This window comes from Pseudomonas sp. LBUM1656 (assembly GCF_059716065.1).
Genome location: NZ_CP166800.1, coordinates 3,110,818 through 3,134,998, shown reverse-complemented (window position 1 = coordinate 3,134,998; position 24,181 = coordinate 3,110,818). Strand labels below are relative to the sequence as shown.

Annotated in this window: 20 protein-coding genes; 7 read left to right on the top strand and 13 right to left on the bottom strand. The window is 60.2% G+C overall.

Going from position 1 to position 24,181, the window contains the following annotated elements:
- From selB to fdnG, 6 genes are read right to left on the bottom strand one after another with little or no spacing between them, the layout of a single operon-like run.
- Positions 1–1,908 (bottom strand): selenocysteine-specific translation elongation factor, encoded by a 1,908-nt coding sequence (selB, locus tag ACA072_RS14280; protein WP_497624991.1) that lies wholly within the window; start codon positions 1,906–1,908, stop codon positions 1–3.
- Complete coding sequence (gene selA / locus ACA072_RS14275) at positions 1,905–3,326, bottom strand: L-seryl-tRNA(Sec) selenium transferase (RefSeq protein WP_497624855.1); 1,422 nt, start codon at positions 3,324–3,326, stop codon at positions 1,905–1,907. The genes selB and selA overlap by 4 nt, the downstream gene beginning before the upstream one ends.
- Positions 3,327–3,376: 50 nt before the next feature.
- Positions 3,377–4,303: a formate dehydrogenase accessory protein FdhE gene (gene fdhE, locus ACA072_RS14270; RefSeq protein ID WP_497624854.1), complete on the bottom strand. Its 927-nt coding sequence runs from the start codon at positions 4,301–4,303 to the stop codon at positions 3,377–3,379.
- Between the two features lie 4 nt (positions 4,304–4,307).
- Positions 4,308–4,961 (bottom strand): formate dehydrogenase subunit gamma, encoded by a 654-nt coding sequence (locus ACA072_RS14265; protein ID WP_497624853.1) that lies wholly within the window; start codon positions 4,959–4,961, stop codon positions 4,308–4,310.
- Positions 4,958–5,893, bottom strand: a complete 936-nt coding sequence (gene fdxH / locus ACA072_RS14260; RefSeq protein ID WP_497624852.1) for a formate dehydrogenase subunit beta — start codon at positions 5,891–5,893, stop codon at positions 4,958–4,960. The genes ACA072_RS14265 and fdxH overlap by 4 nt, the downstream gene beginning before the upstream one ends.
- Positions 5,894–8,959 (bottom strand): formate dehydrogenase-N subunit alpha, encoded by a 3,066-nt coding sequence (gene fdnG / locus ACA072_RS14255; protein ID WP_497624851.1) that lies wholly within the window; start codon positions 8,957–8,959, stop codon positions 5,894–5,896. It lies immediately after the preceding gene.
- Between the two features lie 353 nt (positions 8,960–9,312).
- Here fdnG and ACA072_RS14250 point away from each other — a divergent pair, with 353 nt between their 5' ends.
- The 3 genes from ACA072_RS14250 (at position 9,313) to ACA072_RS14240 (ending at position 13,158) form a co-directional block, all read left to right on the top strand.
- Positions 9,313–10,467, top strand: coding sequence for a MalY/PatB family protein (locus tag ACA072_RS14250; RefSeq protein ID WP_497624850.1), 1,155 nt, complete (start codon positions 9,313–9,315; stop codon positions 10,465–10,467).
- 206 nt (positions 10,468–10,673) lie between these two features.
- Positions 10,674–11,531, top strand: a complete 858-nt coding sequence (locus ACA072_RS14245; protein WP_497624849.1) for an SDR family oxidoreductase — start codon at positions 10,674–10,676, stop codon at positions 11,529–11,531.
- Positions 11,532–11,814: 283 nt separating this feature from the next.
- Positions 11,815–13,158, top strand: a complete 1,344-nt coding sequence (locus ACA072_RS14240; protein WP_497624848.1) for a cation:proton antiporter — start codon at positions 11,815–11,817, stop codon at positions 13,156–13,158.
- A 201-nt stretch (positions 13,159–13,359) separates the two neighbouring features.
- Here the strand turns inward: ACA072_RS14240 and ACA072_RS14235 are convergent, their stop codons facing one another.
- Positions 13,360–13,752 carry a hypothetical protein gene (locus ACA072_RS14235; protein ID WP_497624847.1) on the bottom strand — a complete coding sequence of 131 codons (393 nt, stop codon included), beginning with the start codon at positions 13,750–13,752 and terminating at the stop codon, positions 13,360–13,362.
- Positions 13,753–13,936: 184 nt separating this feature from the next.
- Here ACA072_RS14235 and ACA072_RS14230 point away from each other — a divergent pair, with 184 nt between their 5' ends.
- Positions 13,937–14,413 carry a PA2171 family ribosome-binding persister protein gene (locus ACA072_RS14230; RefSeq protein ID WP_497624846.1) on the top strand — a complete coding sequence of 159 codons (477 nt, stop codon included), beginning with the start codon at positions 13,937–13,939 and terminating at the stop codon, positions 14,411–14,413.
- Positions 14,414–14,469: 56 nt separating this feature from the next.
- Here the strand turns inward: ACA072_RS14230 and ACA072_RS14225 are convergent, their stop codons facing one another.
- A complete protein-coding gene (locus ACA072_RS14225; RefSeq protein WP_497624845.1) occupies positions 14,470–15,006 on the bottom strand; it encodes a hypothetical protein in 537 nt (178 codons plus the stop codon).
- Between the two features lie 138 nt (positions 15,007–15,144).
- Between ACA072_RS14225 and ACA072_RS14220 the strand changes: the two genes are divergently transcribed.
- Positions 15,145–15,378: a hypothetical protein gene (locus ACA072_RS14220; RefSeq protein ID WP_497624844.1), complete on the top strand. Its 234-nt coding sequence runs from the start codon at positions 15,145–15,147 to the stop codon at positions 15,376–15,378.
- Between the two features lie 12 nt (positions 15,379–15,390).
- Here the strand turns inward: ACA072_RS14220 and ACA072_RS14215 are convergent, their stop codons facing one another.
- Positions 15,391–17,313 (bottom strand): hybrid sensor histidine kinase/response regulator, encoded by a 1,923-nt coding sequence (locus ACA072_RS14215; RefSeq protein WP_497624843.1) that lies wholly within the window; start codon positions 17,311–17,313, stop codon positions 15,391–15,393.
- 146 nt (positions 17,314–17,459) lie between these two features.
- On the opposite strand from ACA072_RS14215, the gene ACA072_RS14210 reads away from it, so the two are divergent.
- On the top strand, positions 17,460–18,212 hold the full coding sequence (locus tag ACA072_RS14210) for a DJ-1/PfpI family protein (protein ID WP_497624842.1): 753 nt from the start codon (positions 17,460–17,462) through the stop codon (positions 18,210–18,212).
- Here ACA072_RS14210 and ACA072_RS14205 read toward each other — a convergent pair.
- From ACA072_RS14205 to ACA072_RS14195, 3 genes are all read right to left on the bottom strand, one after another.
- Positions 18,193–19,089, bottom strand: a complete 897-nt coding sequence (locus ACA072_RS14205; RefSeq protein ID WP_497624841.1) for a zeta toxin family protein — start codon at positions 19,087–19,089, stop codon at positions 18,193–18,195. The genes ACA072_RS14210 and ACA072_RS14205 overlap by 20 nt on opposite strands.
- Before the next feature lie 128 nt (positions 19,090–19,217).
- A complete protein-coding gene (locus ACA072_RS14200; RefSeq protein ID WP_497624840.1) occupies positions 19,218–21,497 on the bottom strand; it encodes an ATP-dependent DNA helicase in 2,280 nt (759 codons plus the stop codon).
- On the bottom strand, positions 21,494–23,146 hold the full coding sequence (locus tag ACA072_RS14195) for a VRR-NUC domain-containing protein (protein ID WP_497624839.1): 1,653 nt from the start codon (positions 23,144–23,146) through the stop codon (positions 21,494–21,496). The genes ACA072_RS14200 and ACA072_RS14195 overlap by 4 nt, the downstream gene beginning before the upstream one ends.
- A gap of 187 nt (positions 23,147–23,333) precedes the next feature.
- On the opposite strand from ACA072_RS14195, the gene ACA072_RS14190 reads away from it, so the two are divergent.
- Entirely contained in the window at positions 23,334–23,558 is a 225-nt protein-coding gene (locus ACA072_RS14190; protein WP_497624838.1) for a YgdI/YgdR family lipoprotein, read from the top strand.
- Between the two features lie 119 nt (positions 23,559–23,677).
- Here the strand turns inward: ACA072_RS14190 and ACA072_RS14185 are convergent, their stop codons facing one another.
- Positions 23,678–24,040 carry a hypothetical protein gene (locus ACA072_RS14185; RefSeq protein WP_497624837.1) on the bottom strand — a complete coding sequence of 121 codons (363 nt, stop codon included), beginning with the start codon at positions 24,038–24,040 and terminating at the stop codon, positions 23,678–23,680.
- Between the last annotated feature and the right edge of the window lie 141 nt (positions 24,041–24,181).

The window sequence follows — 24,181 nt, the reverse complement described above, 5'->3', positions numbered from 1 at the left end:
TCAGTTTTCCTGGCTTTGGGCCAGGGCATTGTCGAGGCGAATATGGCGCGTGTCGCCAACGCGTCGGGTCAGGCCCAGCCGGTCGAAGTATTCGAGAATCTGGATGCTGCGCTTGCGCCCCAGGCCCACGGCATCGCGAAACGCCGCGACCTGAATCACCGGGTCCTGCGCGGCCAGTTGCACAAGCATAGCCGCCAATCGACGGATAATTGCATCGGTGTAGAACAGGTCGCGGACCACTTGATGCACCAGTCCCAGCCTCGCCATTTTGCGTAGCAATTGGCGCACCGCCGCTTCGTCATAACCAAGATCGCGCACCCACGGCGCATAGAACCCGGCCTGTTCGAACACCGGCTGCAGCTGTTGCCACAGGGCTTCATCGTCTTCGCTCAAGCGCACTTGGTGTTCGGGCAGATGCAGCCACGGCCCGCTGGCAAGCACGGCGCCGCTGACGAGCAGTTCGTCGAGCAGGCTGATGAACGTCGGACGGTCCAGCGCGGTGCCGGTGAAGCGGCGCAAGCGATCCCGGTCGGGTCCCATCTGATCCGGTTCGAGTTGATGGAAGCGTGCCAAGTGCTCCAGCAACGGCGCTTTCAGGGACTCCCAGCGGTCGGCGCTGAACAGCAACGGACCTTGTCGCGTATCGATCAAACGGACATCGGCGGGCAGCACCCAGGTGTCACGCGGCCGGTTGAACTGACGCTCAAGGCGCCGTGGATCGAGCCCGGTTTCGCTGTTCAGCAATAACGCAGGCAGCACGTCTTCCAGAACATCGTGGGTGGCGAGAGCCTGGAGCTGCGCCAATCGCTCGGGACTGCGGCGGTGTCGGGTCGGCGCGAACGAGTCGAGCACCCGACCGCCACCGATAGTCCTTTGGGCGCTCTGGTCACGCAGAATCAATGGATCGCCCTTCACCGCCTGCACCGGCGCATTCAGCAGGATTTGCGCGAACATTCGCGCGCCTGGCGCCAGGCTGGAACCCTCCAGCAGCGCCACTCGTCCCGTGACGTCCTGAGTGCCCAAGTGAACATGCACCGGCTGAAAATGCTCGAAGGGCTTGGGTTCGCTGGCCAGCAATTGCATGTCGATATCCACGCGCTGGGTCGGAGCATACAACCACTCGGCGACCAGCCAGTGACCTCGGTGAATCTGCTCCAGTGCCAAGCGCTCGGCGCTCAGGTTCAGCGCGACTCGCTGCCCCGCAAACCCGGCGTCCACGGCTTGATTCTGCGCATGCAAGCCACGCACTCGCACAGCTTTGCCCAGTGGACCGAGCATCAGTGTGTCGCCCACAGCGACCTGGCCCGACAGTGCGGTGCCGGTCACGACGATACCGGCACCGGCCACGCTGAACGCCCGATCAATCGCCAGACGAAAACCACCGAGGGTGCTGCGCTGAAGGACATCGCGCTGCGCGTCCAACAATGCCTGTCGCAATGTCTCGACACCCTCCCCGGTCACGCTCGACAGGGCAATCTTCGGCGCGCCGGCATACGGTCCGGGCGACAGCAAAGTTTCGATCTGCTCGCGCACGGCCTGCACCCGGGATCCGTCGACCCGGTCGTATTTGCTGATCGCCACCAAGGCCCGAGGGATGCCCAGCAGTTCAACGATCGCCAGATGTTCGCGGGTCTGCGGCATGACGCCGTCATCCGCGGCGACCACCAGCAACACCAGATCGATGCCCTGAGCCCCGGCCAGCATATTGTGGGTGAAACGTTCATGACCGGGGACGTCGATAAAGCCGGTCAATGCCGCGCCCGGTTCCAGCGCGGCATAGAGATAACCGAGGTCGATGGTCATGCCGCGTTCGCGTTCTTCGCGCCGACGGTCGCCAGCCTGGCCGGTCAATGCCTGGAGCAACGCCGTCTTGCCATGGTCGATGTGCCCGGCGGTGCCGACGATCACCCCGGCACCTGCAATTGATCGAGTTGCGCCAGCCACGCGGTTTCGTCATCCAGTTGGCGCAGGTCCAGCCACAGCGCGTCGTCGTCAAGTCGGCCCAGCACCGGAATGGCCAACTGACGAAACGCTGCCTCCAGGCTCAGCAATTGCCGTCCGCGCAGACGCTTGCTGACCTGTGGCCGCAGGCATAACGCCGCGCTCGGCAGACGCGCCACCGGTTGGCTGCCGCTGCCGATCATGCCCAACGCCGCCACCGCGCTGACGTCCCAGCCGTCGCCCAAGGCGTGCGCCAATGACGGTTGCAGGCGCTCCGCCTGGGCGAGGATGTCGGGCTGCGGTCGGGTCAGCAGGCGCAGACTCGGCAGCCGTTCGGCCAGTCGGTCGGGATCGCGGTACAAACCCAACACCGCTTCGAGGGCCGCCAACGTCAACTTGTCGACCCGCAACGCACGCTTGAGCGGGTTCTTCTTGATCTTCGCGATCAGGTCTTTACGACCAACGATCAACCCGGCCTGAGGACCGCCGAGTAACTTGTCGCCGCTGAAGGTGACGATGTCCGCGCCATCGAGCAGCGCCTGACGCACCGTCGGTTCGGCAGGCAAACCCCAGCGGGTCAGGTCCAGCAGACTGCCGCTGCCGAGGTCTTCGAGCAGCGGCAATCCGTGTTTATGCGCCAGTTCAGCCAACTCCGCTGTGGGCACGCGAGCGGTGAAGCCTTCGATGGCGTAATTACTGGCGTGAACGCGCATCACCAACCCACTGCGCGGGCCAATGGCCGCCTCGTAATCCCGGGCATGGGTGCGGTTGGTGGTGCCGACCTCATGCAGCCGGACGCCGGCCCGGGCCATGATGTCGGGAATGCGGAAAGCACCGCCGATTTCAATCAACTCGCCTCGGGAAATGATCCCTTCCTTGCGCGCACCCAGGCTGTTGAGCGTCAGCAGCACGGCGGCGGCGTTATTGTTGACCACGGTCACCGCTTCGGCACCGGTCAGTTCACGGATCAGGCCTTCGATCAGGTCATCGCGGTCGCCGCGCTTGCCGCTTTGCAGGTCGAATTCCAGATTGAGCGGGTAGCGGGCGGCCATTTGCACCGCGTCGATGGCTTCATCCGGCAACAACGCGCGACCGAGGTTGGTGTGCAGCACCGTGCCGGTCAGGTTGAACACCCGGCGCACGTGGCTGCGATGTTGCAGGGCCAGGCGCTCGCCCGCTCTGCCGGCCAAGACGTCGGGGGTGATTTCGACGGCATCGAGTTGGCTCAAGAGCACCGGTTCGCGCAGGTCATCCAGCAGTTGCCGCAGACTGGCCAGCAGCGCGTCACGCCCATAGCGCTCGGCCAATGGCAGACACGCCGGATGGCGCAACAAACTGTCGATGGAAGGCAGCCGCAAGGCTGGGCTGGCGGATCTGGCAGACATCAGGCGCTCCCGCAAACGTTGACCGTCGCGCCTGAGTGTAGCCGCTGTGCTTATTCGCCTCCGGGTGCCAGCAGAAGATTCGGCGCCGGGCGCAGGTAACCTTCCTGCTCCAGCCGCATGTCCAGCATCAGGCTGGTCAGGTCGGTCGAGAGCGCTTCGGCCTCGGCGTCGTTTTCCAGGTACAGCAGTTTCAGGTAGCTGTGGCAGCCGGGGCAGGTTTCGGCGCGCAACGGCGCCTGATTGGCGGCATGGCGGTCGTCATCGAGGCTGACATATTCCAGGCCTTTGCTCTGTTCGCAATACACGCATTTGACCCGCACCACGTGCCATTCGCAGGCGCACAACGAACACACCAGATAACGCAAACCGTTGTGCTTGCCGCGATGGCGAATCACTCCGGCCATGGCCGGCGATCCACAGGCCGGGCATTGGCTGAGGCTGTCGCCGGGTTTCAGTGCAAGGTTCGGCGTGCTCAGCAGCCAATGACTGAAGGCTGCCTGCAAAGCCGCGCCGAGAAACGGCACCAGCGCCGCCGGCAGCATCGAATACTGGCCGCTGACCAGGGCGATCGCCCAGGCTTTGCGTTGCCCGTTATTGGCGTTGCGCAAGGAGGCGATGGCTTTCTCGACGGCGGCGTTTGGCGGTGGCGTATATCGCTGCAACAACGCGTCGAGATACGCCAACCAAATGTCCTCGCGCACCAGACTGTCGGCGGCGAACGGTGGTAAACCGTGTTGCTGGCACATTCGCAGGCGTTCGCGTTCGAGTGGCGCAGTTGCAGGTGGATCGTCCAACAGGTCCTGCTGAACCCGGCACAGATCGATCACCAGTTGCAGGTAATCGGCCAGAGGGTGCCCTTCCGCCAGTTTTTCCAGGCGCAGCGCCCGCAACGCGAACAGGTTGTTCGGTGGCAGGTGCAGGAACGGCGGTGAACCCGCCGCCGCTTCGATCTCTCCAGGCTCAAGAATGGTCGCCAAGGGCTTATCCTTTTTTGCGGGTCGGGTGATCAGGGTTTTCGTCCCGGGTCACTTCCCGGTACCAGAGTCCATGGTGCTTCCTCGCCCAGGCGCGACTGACTCCGCCATGCACCATGGCGCTGACCGAGCCTTTGATCCAGATGCCGGCGTAGATGTGGATGATGATGCTCAACACCAGCACAAACCCCGCCAGGGCATGCAGCAGCATCGCCCAGCGAATCGAGGTGATGCCGAAATACTCGCTGAAATACGCTCGCCAGATCACCAACCCGCTGAACAGCAACACCAGCATGCAAAGCAGCAACGTCCAGAACAGTAGCTTCTGTCCCGGGTTGTACTTGCCAATCGGCGGCACGCCCTCCTCTTCGTTGCGCATCACCCGCCCGACGCGCCTGAGCCACAACCGGTCGTTGCTGATGAAGAAATTCGCTCGAAAGAACTGAATCACCAGGCCGAGGAACAGCACAAACATCACCACGCCCATGAACGGGTGCAGGATGCGCGTCCACGGTCCGCCGCCGAACAGGTTACTGAGCCAGAACAGCGCCGGATGGAACAGTGCCAGCCCCGACAGCGCCGCCATGAAAAACAGGATCGCCACCAGCCAGTGATTGGTGCGCTGGTTCGAGGTGTAGCGCAGGATCTGTCTGCGGATCATGGTCTGTCCTCCCCGCGCGGATCAAAGGTGTGCACCGACGGATCGACTTCATGCACCGCCGGGGCCTTGAGCAGCGGCAATTCATCCTCTTCAACCACCTGCGGCCCGACGCGCACGTAGTGGAAGAACCCGGCCAGCACCGCCAGCCCCATGGCCAGCAAGCCCAAGGGTTTGCTCACGCCTTTCCACAATTCCACCAACGGGCTGATCGTCGGGCTGCCCGGCAAACCGGCGTAGAGCGTCGGCGTGTCCGCGTGATGCAGCACGTACATGACGTGGGTGCCGCCCACGCCTTCGGGGTCGTACAGGCCGGCGTGATCGAAGCCACGGCTTTTCAGGTCGACGATGCGTTCGGCGGCATGCTCCTTCATGTCTTCCTTGCTGCCGAACACGATCGCCCCGGTCGGGCACGTTTTCACGCAGGCGGGCTCCAGCCCCACTTCCACCCGGTCCGAACACAAGGTGCATTTGTAGGCCTTGTGATCCTTTTGCGAGATCCGCGGAATGTTGAACGGGCAACCGGTGATGCAATAACCGCAGCCGATGCAATGGTCCTGATCGAAATCGACGATGCCATTGGCGTGCTTGATGATCGCCCCCGGACTCGGGCACGCCGCCAGGCAACCGGGTTCGGCGCAGTGCATGCAGCCGTCCTTGCGAATCAGCCATTCGAGATTACCGGCATCGGTTTCATGCTCGGTGAAGCGCATCAGGGTCCAGGTTTCTGCGCTGAGGTCCTGCGGGTTGTCGTAGGTGCCGAGGTTGTGGCCGACCTCGTCGCGCAGCTCGTTCCATTCCGAGCAGGCGACCTGGCAGGCCTTGCAGCCAATGCACTTGGTGGTGTCGATCAGCTTGGCCACTTCCTCCTGATTGCGCACCGAGGGCGAGACCGTGGTGGTGGCCGAACGGGCAATGATGTCTTGGCTGGCCATTTAGACTTTCTCCACGTTGACCAGGAATGACTTGGATTCCGGGGTCTGTGTGTTGCCATCGCCGAGGAACGGCACCAGGGTGTTGGTCAGGTAGCCGTGGCGCGTGAGGCCGGTAAAGCCCCAGTGCAGCGGGATCCCGATCTGATGCACCACCTGATTATTGACCTGCAGCGGACGGATCCGCTTGGTCACCACCGCCACCGCTTCAATATGCCCACGCTTGGAGCTGACGCGGACCCGGTCGCCGGCCACAATGCCTTTCTCCTTGGCCAGCACTTCACCGATCTCGACGAATTGCTCAGGTTGGGAGATCGCGTTGAGCTTGCAATGCTTGCTCCAGAAGTGGAAATGCTCGGTCAAGCGGTAGCTCGTCGCCGCATAGGGATAGTCCTTGGCCACGCCGAGGGAATCCCACACCGAATCGAAGATCCGCGCCGCCGGGTTGCTGGTGGCTTTCTTGTTTTCCGGGTGCAACGGGTTGATGCCGATCGGGGTCTCGAACGGCTCGTAATGCTCGGGGAATGGGCCCTCGTTCATCTTGTCGACGGCAAAGAATCGCGCCACGCCTTCGGGGTTCATGATGAACGGATTCATCCCGGCTTCCGGTGGCGTGTCGGACTTGAAGTCCGGTACGTCGGTGCCGCCCCAGGCTTTGCCGTTCCACCACACCAGGCGTTTTTTCTCGTCCCACGGCTTGCCTTGCGGGTCGGCAGAAGCGCGGTTGTAGAGAATCCGCCGATTCGCCGGCCAGGCCCAGGCCCAGCCCTGATGTTGATGCATGCCGTAAGGGTCGTTGTTGTCGCGCCGGGCCATCTGGTTACCGGTCTCGGTCCAGCTGCCGCAGAAAATCCAGCAGCCCGAGGCCGTGCTGCCGTCGTCCTTGAGCTGGCCAAAACCGGCCAGTTGCGCGTTGCTCTTGATCGTGGCGCCGGTGGCATCGGTGAAGTCGGCGGTGGCATAGCCGTTGATTTCTCGCGCCAGCTCTTCCGGTGAGGGTTCGTCGGCGATCTTGTACGGCCACGACAGTTTGAGGATCGGGTCAGGATAAGCGCCGCCCTTCGCTTGATAGCGCTGGCGCAGACGCAGGAACAGCTCGCTCATGATCGCCACGTCGGTGCGCGCTTCGCCCGGTCCGTCGGCGCCTTTCCAGTGCCATTGCAGCCAGCGGCTGCTGTTGACCAGCGAGCCGTCCTCCTCGGCAAAACAGGTGGTGGGCAGGCGAATCACTTCGGTCTGGATACCGGCGGTTTCCACGTCGTTGTACGGCCCGACATTGCGCCAGAACTCCGAGGTTTCGGTGGACAGCGGGTCCATCACCACCAGCCATTTCAGCTTGGCCAGCGCCGCCATCACCCGGTTTTTGTCGGGCAGCGCCGCGATGGGGTTGAAGCCCTGGCACAAGTAGCCGTTGACCTTGCCCTGGCCCATCAGGTCGAACACTTTGAGGATGTCGTAGTTGGGAATGTCCAGCTTCGGCAAATAGTCGTAGGCCCAATTGTTCTCGACCGTGGCGTTGTCGCGGTACCAGGCTTTCATCAGGCTGACATGGAATTTGCTGTAGTTCTGCCAATAGGACAACTGCCCCGGACGCAACGGCATTTGCGTGCGTTTGGTGATGTAGGCGGTGTAATCCTGCTCGGCGTCGCCCGGCAAGGTCAGGTAACCCGGCAGCGAGTTGGACAGCAGGCCGAGGTCGGTCAAGCCCTGGATATTGGAGTGCCCGCGCAAGGCATTGACGCCCCCGCCCGGCATGCCGACGTTGCCTAACAGCAGTTGCACCATGGCCGCGCTGCGGATGATTTGCGAGCCGATCGAGTGCTGGGTCCAGCCCAGCGCATAGAGAATCGTCATGGTCTTGCCCGGTTGCGAGCAGGTGGCGATTTCTTCCCAGATCTTCTGCATGGCGTCGACCGGCATGCCGCAAATCTGACTGGCCAACTGGATGTTGTAGCGGCTGTAATGCTGCTTCATCAGTTGGTAGACGCAGTGAGGGTCGTGCAGGGTCGGGTCGGTTTTGACAAAGCCGTCTTCGCCCAACTCGTAACCCCAGCCGGACTTGTCGGTATACGTGCGCTTGGCCACGTCATAACCGCTGAAGATGCCGTCTTCGAAGCCATACCCGGCTTTGACGATAAACGACACGTCGGTGTAGTTGCGCACGTACTCTTGCTGGATCTTGTCTTCGGTCAGCAGGTAATTGATCAGCCCGCCCATGAAGGCAATGTCGGTGCCGGTGCGAATCGGCGCGTAATAGTCGGCCACCGAGGCGGTCCGGGTAAAACGCGGATCGACCACGATCAGCCGCGCCTTGTTGTGCGCCTTGGCTTCGGTCACCCATTTGAAACCGCACGGGTGCGCTTCTGCTGCGTTGCCGCCCATCACCAGGATCAGATTCGCGTTGGCGATATCGGTCCAGTGATTGGTCATGGCACCACGGCCGTACGTCGGGGCAAGACTTGCCACCGTCGGGCCGTGTCAGACACGCGCCTGGTTATCAAACCCCAGCATGCCGAGACTGCGAATGACCTTGTGGGTGATGTAACCCGCTTCGTTGGACGCCGCCGAGGCTGCGAGGAAACCGGTGGTCAGCCAGCGGTTCACCGTTTCGCCCTTTTCGTTCTTCTCGATGAAGTTGGCGTCGCGGTCGGCCTTCATCAGGTCGGCCACGCGGTCCAGCGCTTCATCCCAGGAGATGCGCGTCCACTCGGTGCTGCCCGGTTTGCGTACTTGCGGGTATTGCAGGCGGCCGGGGCTGTGAATGAAGTCCAGCAGGCCCGCGCCTTTGGGGCACAGGGTGCCGCGGTTGACCGGGTGGTCGGCATCGCCTTCGATGTGAATGATGCTTTGCGCGACGTTCTTGGCGGTATCGCCCTGGCTGTACATGATCAATCCGCAGCCGACCGAGCAGTACGGGCAGGTGTTGCGGGTTTCATGGGTGTGGGCGAGTTTGAAATGGCGTACCTGCTCGGCGAAGGCAGGCGCCGGGAGCATGCCCAGCGCGCCGAGGCTCGAGCCCGCAAGGCCGATACCGGCGACCTTGAAGAACTGACGACGGTTGAGGTCCATCGTGCACTCCTGATCAGGTGGAGACCCGGTACTTTTGCCGGGTTTTTCTGGACGATCACGGTGGCGGCAGCGTGGCTACCGACCTTTGAAACTTTAGCCAATGGGAGAACTGACTGCGTGAAAACCGACCATCGGGCAACACGGCGGTGTCAGCCATCACACCGAACCTGTGGGAGCGGGCTTGCTCGCGAAAGCGGTGTATCAGTAGACATATTTATGACTGACCCACCGCTTTCGCGAGCAAGCCCGCTCCCACAGGGATTTGTGGTGTTCGGAGAATTACCGTCTCGCTCCCACAGGGGCTTGGCGTTTATCATGGCGTCACGTTCAACCACGCTTTTATGAGACTGAGCATGACCTTCGATTTTGATCAGGTGTTCGACCGCCACGACACCGGCAGTACCAAGTGGAGCCGCTACCCGGCCGACGTGTTGCCGATGTGGGTCGCTGACATGGACTTCGCCGCGCCGCCGGTCATCCTGCAAGCCCTGCGCAAACGTCTGGAACACCCGATGGTCGGATACAGCGTGCCTCAGGAAGACTTGCGCGCCGCCATCGTCGCCGACCTCTGGAACAAATACGCCTGGCGCGTATTACCGGAAGAACTGATCTTCCTGCCGGGTGTGGAGTCGGGTTTCAACATGGCCTTGAAGGCGCTGGTCGAGCCGCAACAAAACGTCGTGGTCCAGGTGCCGAACTACCCGCCGCTGCGTCATGCGCCGGGGCATTGGGGTTTGAACAAGGTTGAACTCGAATTCGACGCCTTGGCTGACGGCACGTATGCCACGCCGCTCGCAGCCTTGAGCCAGGCACTGAGCGGCGGCGGCGCGCTGTTGCTGAGCAACCCGCATAACCCGCTGGGCAAGGTTTTCCCACGGGAGGAACTGCAAGCGCTGGCCGATATCTGCCTGGAACACAACGCATGGATCATCTCCGACGAGATTCATGCCGAGCTGTGCTTCGACGGGCGCGTGCACATTCCTACGGCGTCGCTCAGCCCAGAAATCGCCAAGCGCACCATCACCCTGATGTCGGCGAGCAAGGCTTACAACATTGCCGGTTTGAAAACCTCCTTCATGATCATTCAGGACCCGACGGTGCGTGCGCGGGTCAATCATGCCCGGTGCGGCATGGTCGACAGCGTCAACCCGTTGGGCATGGAAGCGACCCGCGTTGCTTATAGCGAAGGCGGCCCATGGCTGACCGGGTTGAAGGCGTACCTGCAAAGCAATCGGGATTATCTGGTGGAAGCGGTTCGCAGCCGTTTGCCGGGCGTGACGATCAACATTCCCCAAGGCACGTATCTGGCGTGGCTCGATTGCTCGGCCCTGGGGCTGGACAATCCGCAGCAGTTCTTCCTTGACCAGGCCAAGGTCGGCCTGAGCCCCGGCCTGGATTTTGGCGATAACGCCCGGCAATTCGTGCGCCTGAACTTCGGCTGCCCACGGGCGTTGCTCGAAGAAGGTTTAGCGCGCATGGAACGCAGCTTGCGCACCCTGAAAACCTGACACCCCTCTTTGATCGTTCCCACGCTCTGCGTGGGAATGCCTCACTGGATGCTCTGCGTCCGCTTTTGGGACGCGGAGCGTCCCCGGCTGCATTCCCACGCAGAGCGTGGGAACGATCTATGAAACGCACGAAAATCCAACCGAACTCAAGGCAAAACACCAGGGTCAACCCTTTGAATCCTGTGCCCAGAGATCGGAGATTTCCCATGACTGACTATCCAAAACCACCCTTCCCCAAGCAAGGCCAGCCTGTTCCCGGCTCCCAAAAGAAAATGGACCCGTACCCGGACTGTGGCGAGCAAAGCTATAAAGGCTCGGGCCGGCTGGACGGCAAGATCGCCTTGATCACCGGAGGCGACAGCGGCATCGGTCGTGCGGTCGCTATTGCCTTCGCCCGTGAAGGCGCCGACGTCGCAATCGCCTACCTCAATGAACATGATGACGCGCAGGAAACCGCACGCTGGGTCGAACAGGCCGGACGCCAATGCGTGCTGCTGCCCGGCGACCTCGCGCAGAAAGCCCAATGCCAGGCGCTGGTGGACAAGACGGTCGAGCGCTTTGGCCGGATCGATATTCTGGTCAACAACGCCGCCTTCCAGATGACTCACGAAAACTTCGAAGACATCCCGGACGAAGAATGGGTGATGACCTTCGATGTGAACATCACGGCCATGTTCCGGATCTGCCAGGCCGCGCTGAAATACATGAAGGCTGGCAGTTCGATCATCAACACCAGCTCGGTCAACTCGGACATGCCCAAACCCACCCTCCTCGCTTACGCCACAACCAAGGGCGCGATCGCCAACTTCACCGGCGGCCTGGCCCAGCTGCTCGGGCCGAAAAACATCCGGGTGAACAGCGTGGCGCCGGGGCCGATCTGGACACCGCTGATCGTCTCGACCATGCCCGATGAAGAGGTGCAGAACTTCGGTTCGCAAACCCCGCTGGGCCGCCCGGGGCAACCGGTGGAAGTGGCGCCAATCTACGTGCTGCTGGCGTCGGACGAGGCCAGTTACATAACGGGCCAGCGCTATGGCGTGACTGGCGGTAAACCGATGCTGTGACCGCCACATGTAGCAGCTGGCGCAGCCTGCGTTCGGCTGCGCAGCAGTCGTAAAACCATTCAACCACGGTATTTCAGGAAAACTGTGTGTACCGGTTTACGACTGCTTCGCAGCCGAACGCAGGCTGCGCCAGCTGCTACAAGTCCTGCGGCGAACGCTCGAAAAAATGAACCCCTGACAAATCTCCTGGCTCAATACCTTTAGGCCCCCCCAATAACGGGCCGCTCGAGAAGGTTGTCATGTCCGCACCACAAACGCGGCCCACCCCCAGCGAGTACCGAGCATGAGTTTCATTTTATGGGTGGCCGTGTTGGGTGCCGTGTTGCTGACGCTGGCGTTGACCTCGTCCTACCTGCGCTGGATGCCGGTGACCACGTCCGCAGTGTGCCTGGTGCTGGGTGCCGTCATCGGGCCGGCGGGGTTCGGGCTGTTGAAGCTGGACACCGGAGACGCTTCGATCTGGATGGAACACCTGACGGAAGTCGCGGTGCTCTTTTCGTTGTTTGTCTGTGGCCTGAAACTGCGCTCGCCGCTCAAGCATAAAAACTGGCGGATTGCGGTCGGCCTGGCCGGCCCGGTCATGCTGTTGACCATTGTCGGCATCTGCCTGTTGCTGCATTACGGGCTGCAATTGTCCTGGGGCGCGTCAATGCTGATCGGCTCGATCCTGGCACCGACCGACCCGGTACTCGCGGCGCTGGTCCAGGTCAACGACGCGCGGGACGACGACAGCGTACGGTTTGGCCTCTCCGGTGAAGCCGGGCTCAATGACGGGATTGCTTTTCCGTTCGTGATCCTTGGCCTGCTCCTGCTGCAACACGAGGGCAACCCTGGCTGGTTTGGCGACTGGGTACTGCGCAGCGTGATCTGGGCCGTTCCGGCCGGCTTGCTGACGGGTTACTGGATGGGCCGCGGCATCGGGCGCCTGACGTTATCGCTGCGAATCAAAAACGATGACAGCACGCTGTCCCCGAACGACTACCTCGCCCTCGCCTTGATTGCCCTGGCGTATGTCGGGGCCGAGTCGATCCACGCCTACGGGTTTTTATCAGTGTTCGCCGCCGGCCTCGGATTGCGTCAGGAAGAAGTCAGCTCAACCGGCAATGACGCAATCCCTGCCGAGCATCTGGTCCAGCCGGTAGTCGGTCACCAGAACGTCGAGCCGCAACACGCGGTGCATGGCGACACCGACAATCTGGAAGACACCCAGGTCGCTGCGGGCATCATGATGGGTGACATGCTCGCCTTCGGCAGCCTGGTTGAACGGGCCATGGAAGTGTTTCTGGTAACGCTGCTCGGCGTCGTGCTGATCGCTCACTGGGACTGGCGCGCCTTGCTGGTCGGCGGGGTGTTGTTTTGCGTTATTCGCCCCTTGAGTGTCGCCGTCATGCCGTGGGGCCGGTTACTCGACTGGCGCCAGCGAATGTTGATCGGCTGGTTCGGCATACGCGGCATCGGCAGCCTGTATTACCTGTTTTATGCCTTGAATCACGGGCTGGGCCAATCGGTGTCGACGCTGTGCATGGACCTGACCTTGTCCGTGGTTGCGTTGAGCATCCTGATCCACGGGGTCAGCACGCAACCCACCCTCGCCCGCTATGAACGGCGCAAGAAACAGATTATTTGATTTTTTGCTCGCGTATTTACGGGTCGATCCATCGAATTTTCGCCTTCAGATATTTGAAATCCCTGCTCAAACCGGTAGTCACAACCTTAATTCCGCCTGGTTTTTCAGCACGGCGGGACCCGACAGGTTCGGTTCCACTGTGGCAACGACGCCTTCAAAAGGGACCTCGGAATGTTAAAGGTGCCGGTCATGATCCACTGTTCAACCCCCGATCAAATCAGAGCCTGCCGGGCGTTCGCCCTGGAATGCAATCGCCAGATGTTTGAAGACGCCCAAGCGCTCAGCCGCAGCGCCTTCGAGATGCTTGAAGGCGGCGATATGGACATGGAGCGGTTTGAGCGCTATCGGTCGATGCGCAGGAAGGCTGACCTGAAGTTTCAGGAAGCGATCGAGCATCTGCGCGTGCTCAACGAGGATTTCCCGCCGATCCCGATGTCCGTGAACAACTCCCACCGCTTGCGCCAGCAGCTTGAAGACCGGGCTTGAGCCTGAAAAAAACCGCCTGCTGACACTGAACTTGTGGCGAATCTGATCGACGGTAAAACGCAAAAAATTCACATTTTTCGACGGAAAAATTTTTGCCGCGAACTGCATGAGTCAATTTCCGGACTCATGCAGCCTGCACGACCCCACTTCGCCATCAGTCATCGCAAGCTATTGTTTTATATCGCGTTTCCAAGCACGTCGAAGTCGGCACGACAAATGCTCCAGGACTGAGAGCGACCTACGGCCATGAGACCGTTTGCGCCTTTCCCGTGACTATTTGAGAGATTCGACCATGAACGCCATCGACCTGTTGAAAGCCGACCATGAACGCGTAAAGGGCATCCTGACCCAGTTGAGCGAGTCCACCGAGCGTGGCGTAAAAAAACGCACCGAGCTGCTGGCCAAGCTTGAAATGGAAATTGCCATCCATACCCGCCTCGAAGAAGAAGTCCTGTACCCGGCCTATAAAAAGGCAGGTGGCAAGGAACAGGACGTCATGTACTACGAAGCCAAGGAAGAACACCGCACCGTGGATTCGCTGGTGCTGCCGGACCTGAAAGTCACCGACCCCTCCACCCCGGAATTCGCAGGTCGAGTGAAGGTGGTCAAGGAACTGCTGGAGCACCACATCGAAGAAGAGGAGACCGAAATGTTCCCTCAAGCCAAAAAGCTGCTGGGCAAAGCCACTCTGGAAGAGTTGGGTGCGCAAATGGAAACGCTGAAAGCGCAGTACAAGAAAGAAATGAGCGCGCCTAATCTGGCAGCATGATTCGGTTGGCTGATGTAAAGAAGCCCGGCATCTGCCGGGCTTTTTGCATGTTCGGATCAGCCACCCGGGTTGGTCACCTGGATGTAAACCGCGTAGCTGCCCAGCAACACCCAGAAGGTGGCGAAGATCCATGGCGTGCGCACGGAGAACAGTAGCGATTTGCGATAGCCCTTGTGGGACGATTCCATCTCGCTGAATAGGGGGGACTCATCGTAGGCTAACCCCATCAATGGCTCGCTGCGCAGCAACTCACTTTGCTTGAAGTGCCAGTGATCAATGATGTCGTAGGCCGCACGAATCCCCGGCCAGGCATTCAGTGAACTGAGCAACCCCAGCAGTGCAAGGAACGGCGGCACCACCAGGGTAAAAAGTTTTCCCCACTCGGGATTGAGGTTGGACATGCACGAGGCAAAGGCAATCAACAGAAACGATTGCGCCGCCAGATAAGCATCGGTTCGATTGGCGAGGATGCTGGTTTCGTACTGGATTTCCCGACGGTAGAAATCCAGGCGCTCCTTTGGCGACCCGAACATCTTGGCATTATGTTCGGACAAGGTTTCTTCGGCTGGGGCTTCGGTCAGTATTCTTGGCACGGGAACTACACATGGGCTGGGAAAGCGTTTAGAAGAAACCTTCCCGGGCAAAGTTCAGCCGAATTCAATACGCCTCGCTCGAACGCTACTTCGCCGCCGCGGTCCTTCAGATACAGACTCTGACTTTAAGGACCGTACATGGACTCTCTCGACTGGGTGCAATGGCCGGCGATGCTGGTCACGGTGCTGGCGGCGTGGTTGATCGGCTCGCAAAACCCGTCACGCAGGGTGTGGGGTTTCAGCTGCTTTATCGTCAGCAACCTCTTGTGGGTGATTTGGGGATACCACACCCAAGCCTATGCATTGATCGTGTTGCAGTTCTGCCTGTTTGTCATGAACTTGCGCGGTTTCAAGAAGAATGCGGACAGCTGAACGCAACGCCAGTCAGTTCATGGCCGAGGCAATGACCTCCACCAGATTGAGTTGGGTAAAGGGTTTGGACAGACGTGGAAGTTTGATCGCGAAGCCTTCCAGTCGCTCGGCAAAACCGGTGGCGAGGATAATCGGCACGTCGGGTTTCAAGGCCCGGATGGCCTGCGCCAATTGCGCACCGTTCATTTGTGGCATGGCCATGTCAGTAATGACCAGATCAATATTCTGCTCGGTGTTAAACAACTCAAGCGCTTGTGCACCGGACACCGCACTGATCACCCGGTGGCCGAGGTCCTCAAGCAGCAGGCCGGTACTGGTCAGCACCAGGCTGTCATCGTCCACCACCAATACGCACAGTTGAGCCACTGGCGATGCTCCCGCGTCCGGTGCAGCGACCTTGATAGCCGAAGTAGCCGTCGCAGCGGGTATCCAGAGTTCGGCGGACGTGCCGGTGTTTTTCTGGCTCTTGAGGATGAATCGCCCGCCCAACTGCTCGATAAAGCCATGGACCATCGACAACCCCAGCCCCGTACCTTTGCCCACGCCCTTTGTAGTGAAGAACGGGTCCATCGCCGAGGCCAAAGTCGCCTCATCCATCCCCTCTCCCGTATCGGTGACACTCAGGCAGACATACCGGCCGGCCTCCAGCCGTATCGTTGATTGATCGGGGATTTCTTCTGTCCGGGTACTGATGACGATTTTGCCGCCGTTGGGCATGGCATCCCGGGCATTGGTGGCGAGGTTCAGCACGGCCAGCTCGAGTTGATTGACGTCGGCCATGACCGGCACGAGGTCAGGGGAAAAGCGTGTTTCGAGCTGCACGGAAGGCCCGAGGGAGCTGCGCAACAGTCCGCTGATCCCTTCCACCAGCGCAGGTATCTCGACGGATTCGGACTTGAGTTCCTGGCGCCTGGCGAAAGCCAGCATGCGCTGGGTCAGGGATACGCCACGCAAGGCGCCCTGGGTGGCGTTGTCCACCAATCGAGTGACTTTTGAATCATCTCCCACGCGCTTGCGCACGATTTCCAGGTTGCCAAGGATGACGGTCAACAGATTGTTGAAGTCGTGGGCAATCCCGCCACTGAGTTGTCCGATCGCCTGCATCTTCTGCGCCTGGAACAGCGCTTCACGGGTTTGTTCAAGCGCTTTCTGTGCGAGCGTGGCCTCGGTGATATCCCGGGTAATTTTGGCAAAGCCCAGCAACGTACCCGTTTCGCCCCAGATCGGATCGACCACGACATGGGCAAAGAACCGTGTACCGTCCTTGCGCACGCGCCAGGCCCTGTTTTCGAAACGCCCCTCCCGGATAGCCGTCTCCAGCGCGCGTTGCGGTTCCCCCGCTTCACGGTCCTCGGGGGTGTAGAAGATCGAAAAATGCTGGCCGATGACTTCTTCGGGGCTGTAGCCCTTGATGCGCTGGGCCCCCTGATTCCAGTTGGTCAGACGCCCATCCGGAGCGAGCATGTAGATGGCGTAGTCAGTCACGCTCTGGACCAGCAAGCGAAACTGCTGCTCGCTTTGCTTGAGGGTTTCTTCGGCCATTTTGCGGTCTGTCAGGTCCCGGGTGATCTTGGCAAAACCCAGCAGCTTGCCGTTCGGATCGATAATCGGATCGATCACCACGTGGCACCAGAAGTGCGTGCCGTCCTTGCGAACCCGCCAGCCTTCGCCCTCGAAACGCCCCTCGCGAATCGCCGTATCCAGTGCACGCTGGGGCAAGCCGGTGCGTCGGTCTTCTTCGGTGTAGAACCGCGAGAAATGCTCACCGAGGATCTCCGCTTCCTCATACCCCTTGAAACGCCTGGCGCCGGCATTCCAGCTGGTAATGATGCCATCGGGGTCAATCATGTAGATCGCGTAGTCCACCACGGCATCAATCAGCAGGCGAAAGCGCATTTCCTCGACGGAGTTGGCTTTGGACTGGTTATCACTCATCGATCACACCCGTGATTATTGTTTTGTGGAGTATGCGACAAACCGTGGATTTGGTAAGCCAGAAAACGGTCGTGCACTGGAGCATAGCGCCCGGACCACCTATTCTCGAGGCCTAACGCCATTTCTGGCTGTTTCAAGGCGCCCCGATGATCCTGATTCTGTTGCCAACTTCTGACTACGATCCCACTGAAAGCAGCGTTCCGTGGCAAGCCATGCGTCAAGCCGGCATCGAGGTGCGCTTCGCGTCCCCCGAGGGATTGCCCGCCTACGCCGACTCGCGCCTTGTGGACATCGGCTTTGGCCCATTGAATCCGTTGCTGATGACGCGCAAAGCCGACCTTGCCAGCTACGCGCGGATGCTCGAAGACGCGTCATTTCGCCAACCGTTGTCCTATGACGATGTCGACCCCGACGAGTTCCACGGGTTGCTGATTCCCGGCGGACATGCCAAGGGCATGCGCAGCCTGTTGGAGTCCGACCAGGCCCGACGGATCGCCCTGCACTTTTTCAAGACAGACAAACCGGTGGCGGCGGTGTGCCATGGCGTGCTGTTGCTTGCCCGCACCCTCGCCCCCGATTCCGGGCGTTCAGTGCTGCAGGGCCGCAAGGTCACTGCCCTGGTGGCCAACACCATGGAGCTACCTGCCTGGGCAATCACCGCCGCCTGGCTTGGGCGCTACTACCGGACCTATCCTCAAACCGTCGAAGCGGAAGTCACCGCCGCCCTGTCCAGCCCAGCGGATTTTCTGCGCGGGCCCGTGCTGGCAGTACGTGATTCGGCGGGCCAGCCACAACGGGGTTTCGTCGTCCGCGATGGCCAGTTGCTGACCGCTCGGCCGGGAGACTGTCATCGCTTCGCCGCCGAATGGGTACGCCTGCTTACCGATACACGTACTTGACGATGTAGGCGTACAGATCGTTGTAGATGAAGTCAGGAACAAGCCGGGCGTAGGTTTGAGTCTTGAGTAACGCCAGGTGGCATTCTTTTACCACCTCGTCACGATCACTCGGGATGTAGACATGATTGTTGATGATGCTGCCATAGGCGCTGTACACCGTCGGCGCCGTTGACGGTGTCACGTCAGCGGTTGTGGTGTAGGTGATATGGGCACGTGAGACGCGTTCTTTCAGCGTCCCGAACCCGCGTTCATACACAGTGATTTGTGAACAGTCCACCGCCTTCGAGGCGGTTTCGAAGGCCAGGATGATCGCTTGCACATTGCGCATGGCCGATTCCAGCGCCGATAGCGTGACAAACCTTTCCAGCTCGCGATTTTCCAGGCTTTTGAAGGCTCTTTTGATGCTCGAAACGTGAGCAAACTCCAGGGTGCAGCCAACGACATGCGTCTCGAACTGATAGCCGGCCGCTGTCGCCAGCGGTGGAAACGCGGCGAAATCGAGGCTATCGAACGCACACTCCATGATGATGTTGTATTTGAGGGTAAAGGCTTCGGTGAAGATCTTGGCGCTGACCTCACGGACGAAGGCTTCCGTATGTTCATACGCATGCAGGACGCCGAGCTTGATCATCTCCGCGTATTGAGGGTGTTTTTGTCGGTACTCGGGCAGGTAGAGACGAACATATTTGTCGTAACGCCGGGTCGGCAAGAGTTTGTTTTCCAGCAGGTAAGTTTTACCCGATCCTTGTAGCCCGGCGACCACCAGAATTTTCGGCGTTACCTCGGCCGTGATGCCGCGGAACAGTGTGGTTTTGATTTCGTTGAACGCAGCAGTGACCTGCTCAGGGGTGTATGTGTAACTCGGTGCGGTGGACATGCCTTGATTTCCTTATCAAAGAGCCGGCTGAAAGTGAGTGCCTGCCCTTTGAATAAAGCCGTGCTTCGCCGTTTGTTCAAATGAGTGTGTCTTTCAAGATATGTCGCTGTTTTAAAAGGTAAAAGATCCTACGCAACGACGTTAAAATTCGACTGTTCAATCGACCACCAGCGCGGCAGCAATTGTTTGACTTTGCTGTCGCCAAACCGGTCATCAATCAACATCACCACCCCTTGATCCTGCTGAGTGCGGATCACCCGCCCTGCCGCCTGCACCACTTTCTGCACGCCGGGATACAGGTAGGTGTAGTCATAACCGGCGCCGAAAATCGCCGCCATGCGATGTTTCAGCTGTTCGTTGACCGGATTGAGCTGCGCCAGCCCCAGGGTGGCAATGAACGCACCGATCAGGCGTGCGCCGGGCAAGTCGATACCTTCGCCGAACGCGCCGCCCAGCACCGCAAAACCAACCCCCTGGCTATGCGTCGTGAACTGATCGAGAAAAGCCTGGCGCTTCCCTTCCGCCATTCCCCGTGACTGTGACCACAGGGTGATCTGCGGGTGTCGTTTGGCCAGTAACTGCGCCACTTGCTGCAAATAATCGAAGCTGCTGAAAAACGCCAGGTAGTTGCCGGGGCGTTGGCTGAATTGCCGGGCGATCAGTTCGACAATCGGTTCGAGCGACGCCTGACGATGGACAAATCGGGTCGATATCTGGCTGACGATGTGCACTTTCAACTGGTCGGCATGGAACGGTGATTCGACATCGATGCACACCGTGTCCGGCGGCGTGCCCAGCAGGTCCGCGTAATAATGCCGAGGGCTCAGCGTCGCGGAAAACAGCACCGTGCTGCGCGCAGCCTTCAGGCGCGGGCGGATGAAACCGGCCGGCACCACGTTGCGCAGGCACAGTTGCGACAGGTTCTGTTTGCGCTCGAGGTCGCGCTTGCTGATGTCGAACAGAAACTGCTCATCGAAGAGCTCGGCCACGCGACAGAACTGCAGCATGTCGAAGTAAAAACCCTGCAAGGCGCTGTCCAGGCCTTGGGGGTGATCGTTGAGATAATCGCCGATGCTCGCACTGCACGACGACAACGCCTGAAGGAGTTTTTCCGGTGCCTTGTCGTACGCCTGATAGGCGGCCAGTTGCAGATTGTGCAGGGCATTCCACTCACGGTTGACCCGCTGCAACGGTTTTTTCAGCGCGTCCGGCGCGGTTTTTCGTACCCCGTTGAGGGTCGCCTGGTCCAGCGTGGCGCTGTACATCTGCCGGCCGCGTTCCACCAGGTTATGCGCCTCATCTACCAACACCGCGACTTTCCAGCTATTGGCCTGGGCCAGCCCGAACAGCAACGCACTGAAATCGAAGTAGTAGTTGTAGTCGGCGACCACCACGTCTGCCCAGCGGGCCATCTCCTGGCTCAGGTAATAAGGGCAAACCTCATGCGCCAATGCCACCTCGCGCAATGCGCTCTGGTTCAGCAAGCTCAGCTCACTGGCCGCCTGGCGGGCGGCCGGCAAACGATCATAAAAACCCTGGGCCAACGGGCAGGACTCACCGTGACAGGCTTTGTCCGGGTGCTCGCATGCCTTGTCCCGGGCAATCATCTCCAACACCCGCAGCGGTGGCGCGTCGGCGCTTTCAAGGATCACCTGCACGGCGTCCAGTGCCAGTTTGCGTCCCGGTGTTTTCGCCGTGAGGAAGAACACTTTGTCCAGTTGCTGCGGCGCCAGGGCCTTGAGCATCGGAAACAGCGTGCCCACGGTTTTGCCAATGCCGGTCGGTGCCTGGGCCATCAGGCAACGACCGGTGCTGACCGCTTTGAACACCGATTCCGCCAGGTGCCGTTGCCCCGGACGAAAGTCGGCATGGGGAAACGCCAGGTGCTGCGCCGCGTGATTGCGGGCTTCGCGATGGGCCATTTCCTGCTCGGCCCATTGCAGGAACAGCTCGCCATGATGCTCGAAGAACAGCTCCAGCTCCCCGGCGCTGAAGGCCTCGACCAGACAGGTTTCCTTTTCGCTGACGATGTCGAAGTACACCAGGGCCAGATTGATCTGCGCCAGGTCCAGCTTCTGACACATCAGCCAGCCGTAGACCTTGGCCTGCGCCCAGTGCAGTTGTCGGTGGTTGGCCGGTTGCTTGCTCAGGTCGCCGCGGTAGGTTTTGACTTCTTCCAGGCAGTTTTGCGCCGGGTCATAGCCGTCCGCCCTGCCCTTGACCTTCAAGGTTTTATACAGGCCTTCGAGGGCAACTTCGCTTTGATAGCCCTCGCTTCGACGTGAGGCGACGGTGCGGTGCCCGACGATGCCCTCCAGCGCGGTCGGCGACGGGGTAAATCGCAGGTCAAGGTCGCCGACCTTGGCGGTGAATTCACACAACGCCCGCACCGCAATGCTGTAGCTCAAGCGCTCTGCTCCGCCCATTGCACATAGCAGACGGCGATGGGCATCTGGTGTTCGTGACAGAACTCCAGCCAACGCAATTGGTTGTCTTGCAGGCGATCGCCGGGGCCTTTGACTTCGATCATGCGGTAGGTCTTGTGCTGCGGCCAGAACTGGATCAGGTCCGGCATGCCGGCACGGTTGGCCTTGATGTCCAGCAGCAGACGGTTGAACCAGTGCTTGAGGTGTTGGGCGGGCAGGCAGTCTAGTGCCTGTTCCAGCAGTTCTTCGCTCAGCGCGCCCCAGAACACGAAGGGTGACTGCACACCCCACTTGGCGATGTAACGTTCACGAATCGTCTGGCGGTAGCGGTCGTCATCGAGTTCGGCGAGACAGGCCGAAAACAACTCCGTCCGACGCGCATGGAAATCTTCGTTGAGCAGGTCCACCGGCCCGCGCTGGAACGGGTGGAAAAACGCTCCCGGCAACGGCGCAAAGATCGCCGGCCAGCACAGCAACCCGAACAGCGAGTTGATCAGGCTGTTCTCGACGTAATGCACCGGCGCCGAATCCTCCGCCAGATGCGCCTGAACGTAATACTCAACCGACAGCGCCAGATCGGTTCTGGGCAATTGCAGGTCCAGGCGCAGCATTTCCCGGGGGGGTGGCCGCTTCATCGCGGGCCCGCCCAGTTTGCGTCGCAGCCTGGGCAACACACGCAGCATATGCTGATGCTCGGTGGCGCTTTCCGGCGATTGTTCCGCGTGCGTGGCCAGATGGAGGGCCAATTGATATTCACCGCAACGCTCCAGCACACGAATAAGGCGTACGCGTGCGCCGGGGTACGCGCAGTCGCGGTAAATCGTCAGCGCCGTGGAGAAATCCGCCATGCGTTCGCAATGCTGACCGATCAGGAACAACAGCTTGCCCTGGCGTCGTTGCAGCCACGGGTTGTCGAGTTCCAGTCCGTTGATCTGCTCGACAATGGCCGCCACGTCTTCACCGGCCTCGAAACATTGCTGGCAATGGTGCAGGAACAGGCAGGCGTCCACGTCTTCACGGCAACGCAAGCCTCGGGACTCGGCGCAGAACTCGACTTTCTCATAGGTAAAGATGCCGAGATCGGCCAGCACGAACTCCGACCAGTCCTGGTAAAGGTTGCCGAAGAACATCAGCCGCAAGCGGTCACACAGATCCATGATGGTCAACGTGAACAGCCGATCACCCAGGTGCGGGCACCATTGCGCGAAGCTTTGCTCCTCGCATAACTGCTCGCTCAGGGTCGCCAGCCATTCGGTTTTCTTGCCTTTCGGTTGCTCGATAGCCGCACCGAAGCACTGAAGAATCTCGGCTTTGAGCAGAACGTCGAACAGTTCATCGATCTGCAGCGGCGCCTGATCAGAGATCCACCCCGCCGCCAGCAACGGCTCGGCGGCAATGGCAATGTCACCGATCTCGACGTAACTCAATTTGCCGGCCCTGAAATGCAGGCCCTTGCGCATCACCATCCTGACCAGCAGCGCGCGGGACTCGCGGGGTTGCCGACGGAAATCGAGGATGAAGGATTGCTCCTCGACGCTCAGCACATCGGCATAGCGATGATCAAGCCAATCAAGCACTTGCATGAAGTTGTTCAAGTAATAGAACGGATCGTCGAGAGGATTTGCAGTCACAGGAAAAAAGGGCCATGGCGAGCGAGTACTGGTTATGCGTACAGATACCAGCTACCACGTCTCCGGCGCAAACGGAAAAGGATAAGCGGCGCCGCTATTTGGCTATTTTCAGGTGACCATCGAACTTTCTGCCAATCCACGGCACCAACCGGCATAGCGGCTTTTTTTACGCATTTGAGAGGTGGGTATGAATATCAAGACTCTGGGTTTGCCCTTGGCAGCGGTGGCCTTCGTGGCCCTGGCCGGTTGCTCCACGCCAACGGTTGTGACGCTGCAGAACGGCACCCAGTATTTGACCAAGGACATGCCGAAAACCAAGACCAAGGACGGCTTCTATGAGTTCGAGGATATTTCTGGCGCGAAAGTGAAGGTCAATGCCGATGAGGTGGCCACGGTTCGCGAGGAAGACTGAAGACCGCGTTATCGTTCTTCGTCGGAACGCCGCCCGGAGCAAGCCCGCTCCCACATTTGATCGCGGTCTAATGTGGGAGCGGGCTTGCTCGCGAAGGGGCCCTTACCGGCACCGAAAATCTACGGCATCCACGGCGTGCTGTTATCGCAGGAAATGAACTTCCCTCCTCGCCTCCTCAGTTCTTCATTAATCTTCTGGCAGCGGTCATATTCCTGCTGCATCGCGTGATCGATACTGATATTGCCGGTGATCTCCGGGTGCTTTTGCTCTGAGCGAAAGGTCACAAAAGGCTGTTCCGGCTGGAGCTGGAAGCGGCTTTTCTCTTCAAGGGGTTCGACGGTTTCCGGCGATGCCGGCGTCGGCAATTGATCTGGCGTCATTCCATAGCGGCTCAAAATCGAGCTGTGAGGCAACTCTGCGGCGGCACTCCCTGATAACAGGGCCAGCGTCAAACCGATGAGGTGCTTCTTGCTGTTACTCACGTTCCTTAATCTCCTGATTCAGTACTCAATCCTGGTGTTGCAAGGTATTGGAGTCCGCAGGTGACTGTCGGGTCACGTGTTCAGGCAGGTTTACCGCGTTATCGTTCTTCGTCGGAACGCCGCCCGGAGCAAGCCCGCTCC

Coding starts and splice junctions, on each gene's coding strand:
- selA (WP_497624855.1), bottom strand. CDS start 3,326: ATGTCTGCCAGATCCGCCAGCCCAGCCTTGCGGCTGCCTTCCATCGAC.
- ACA072_RS14265 (WP_497624853.1), bottom strand. CDS start 4,961: ATGATCCGCAGACAGATCCTGCGCTACACCTCGAACCAGCGCACCAAT.
- fdxH (WP_497624852.1), bottom strand. CDS start 5,893: ATGGCCAGCCAAGACATCATTGCCCGTTCGGCCACCACCACGGTCTCG.
- ACA072_RS14250 (WP_497624850.1), top strand. CDS start 9,313: ATGACCTTCGATTTTGATCAGGTGTTCGACCGCCACGACACCGGCAGT.
- ACA072_RS14245 (WP_497624849.1), top strand. CDS start 10,674: ATGACTGACTATCCAAAACCACCCTTCCCCAAGCAAGGCCAGCCTGTT.
- ACA072_RS14240 (WP_497624848.1), top strand. CDS start 11,815: ATGAGTTTCATTTTATGGGTGGCCGTGTTGGGTGCCGTGTTGCTGACG.
- ACA072_RS14235 (WP_497624847.1), bottom strand. CDS start 13,752: ATGCAGTTCGCGGCAAAAATTTTTCCGTCGAAAAATGTGAATTTTTTG.
- ACA072_RS14230 (WP_497624846.1), top strand. CDS start 13,937: ATGAACGCCATCGACCTGTTGAAAGCCGACCATGAACGCGTAAAGGGC.
- ACA072_RS14220 (WP_497624844.1), top strand. CDS start 15,145: ATGGACTCTCTCGACTGGGTGCAATGGCCGGCGATGCTGGTCACGGTG.
- ACA072_RS14215 (WP_497624843.1), bottom strand. CDS start 17,313: ATGAGTGATAACCAGTCCAAAGCCAACTCCGTCGAGGAAATGCGCTTT.
- ACA072_RS14210 (WP_497624842.1), top strand. CDS start 17,460: ATGATCCTGATTCTGTTGCCAACTTCTGACTACGATCCCACTGAAAGC.
- ACA072_RS14205 (WP_497624841.1), bottom strand. CDS start 19,089: ATGTCCACCGCACCGAGTTACACATACACCCCTGAGCAGGTCACTGCT.
- ACA072_RS14190 (WP_497624838.1), top strand. CDS start 23,334: ATGAATATCAAGACTCTGGGTTTGCCCTTGGCAGCGGTGGCCTTCGTG.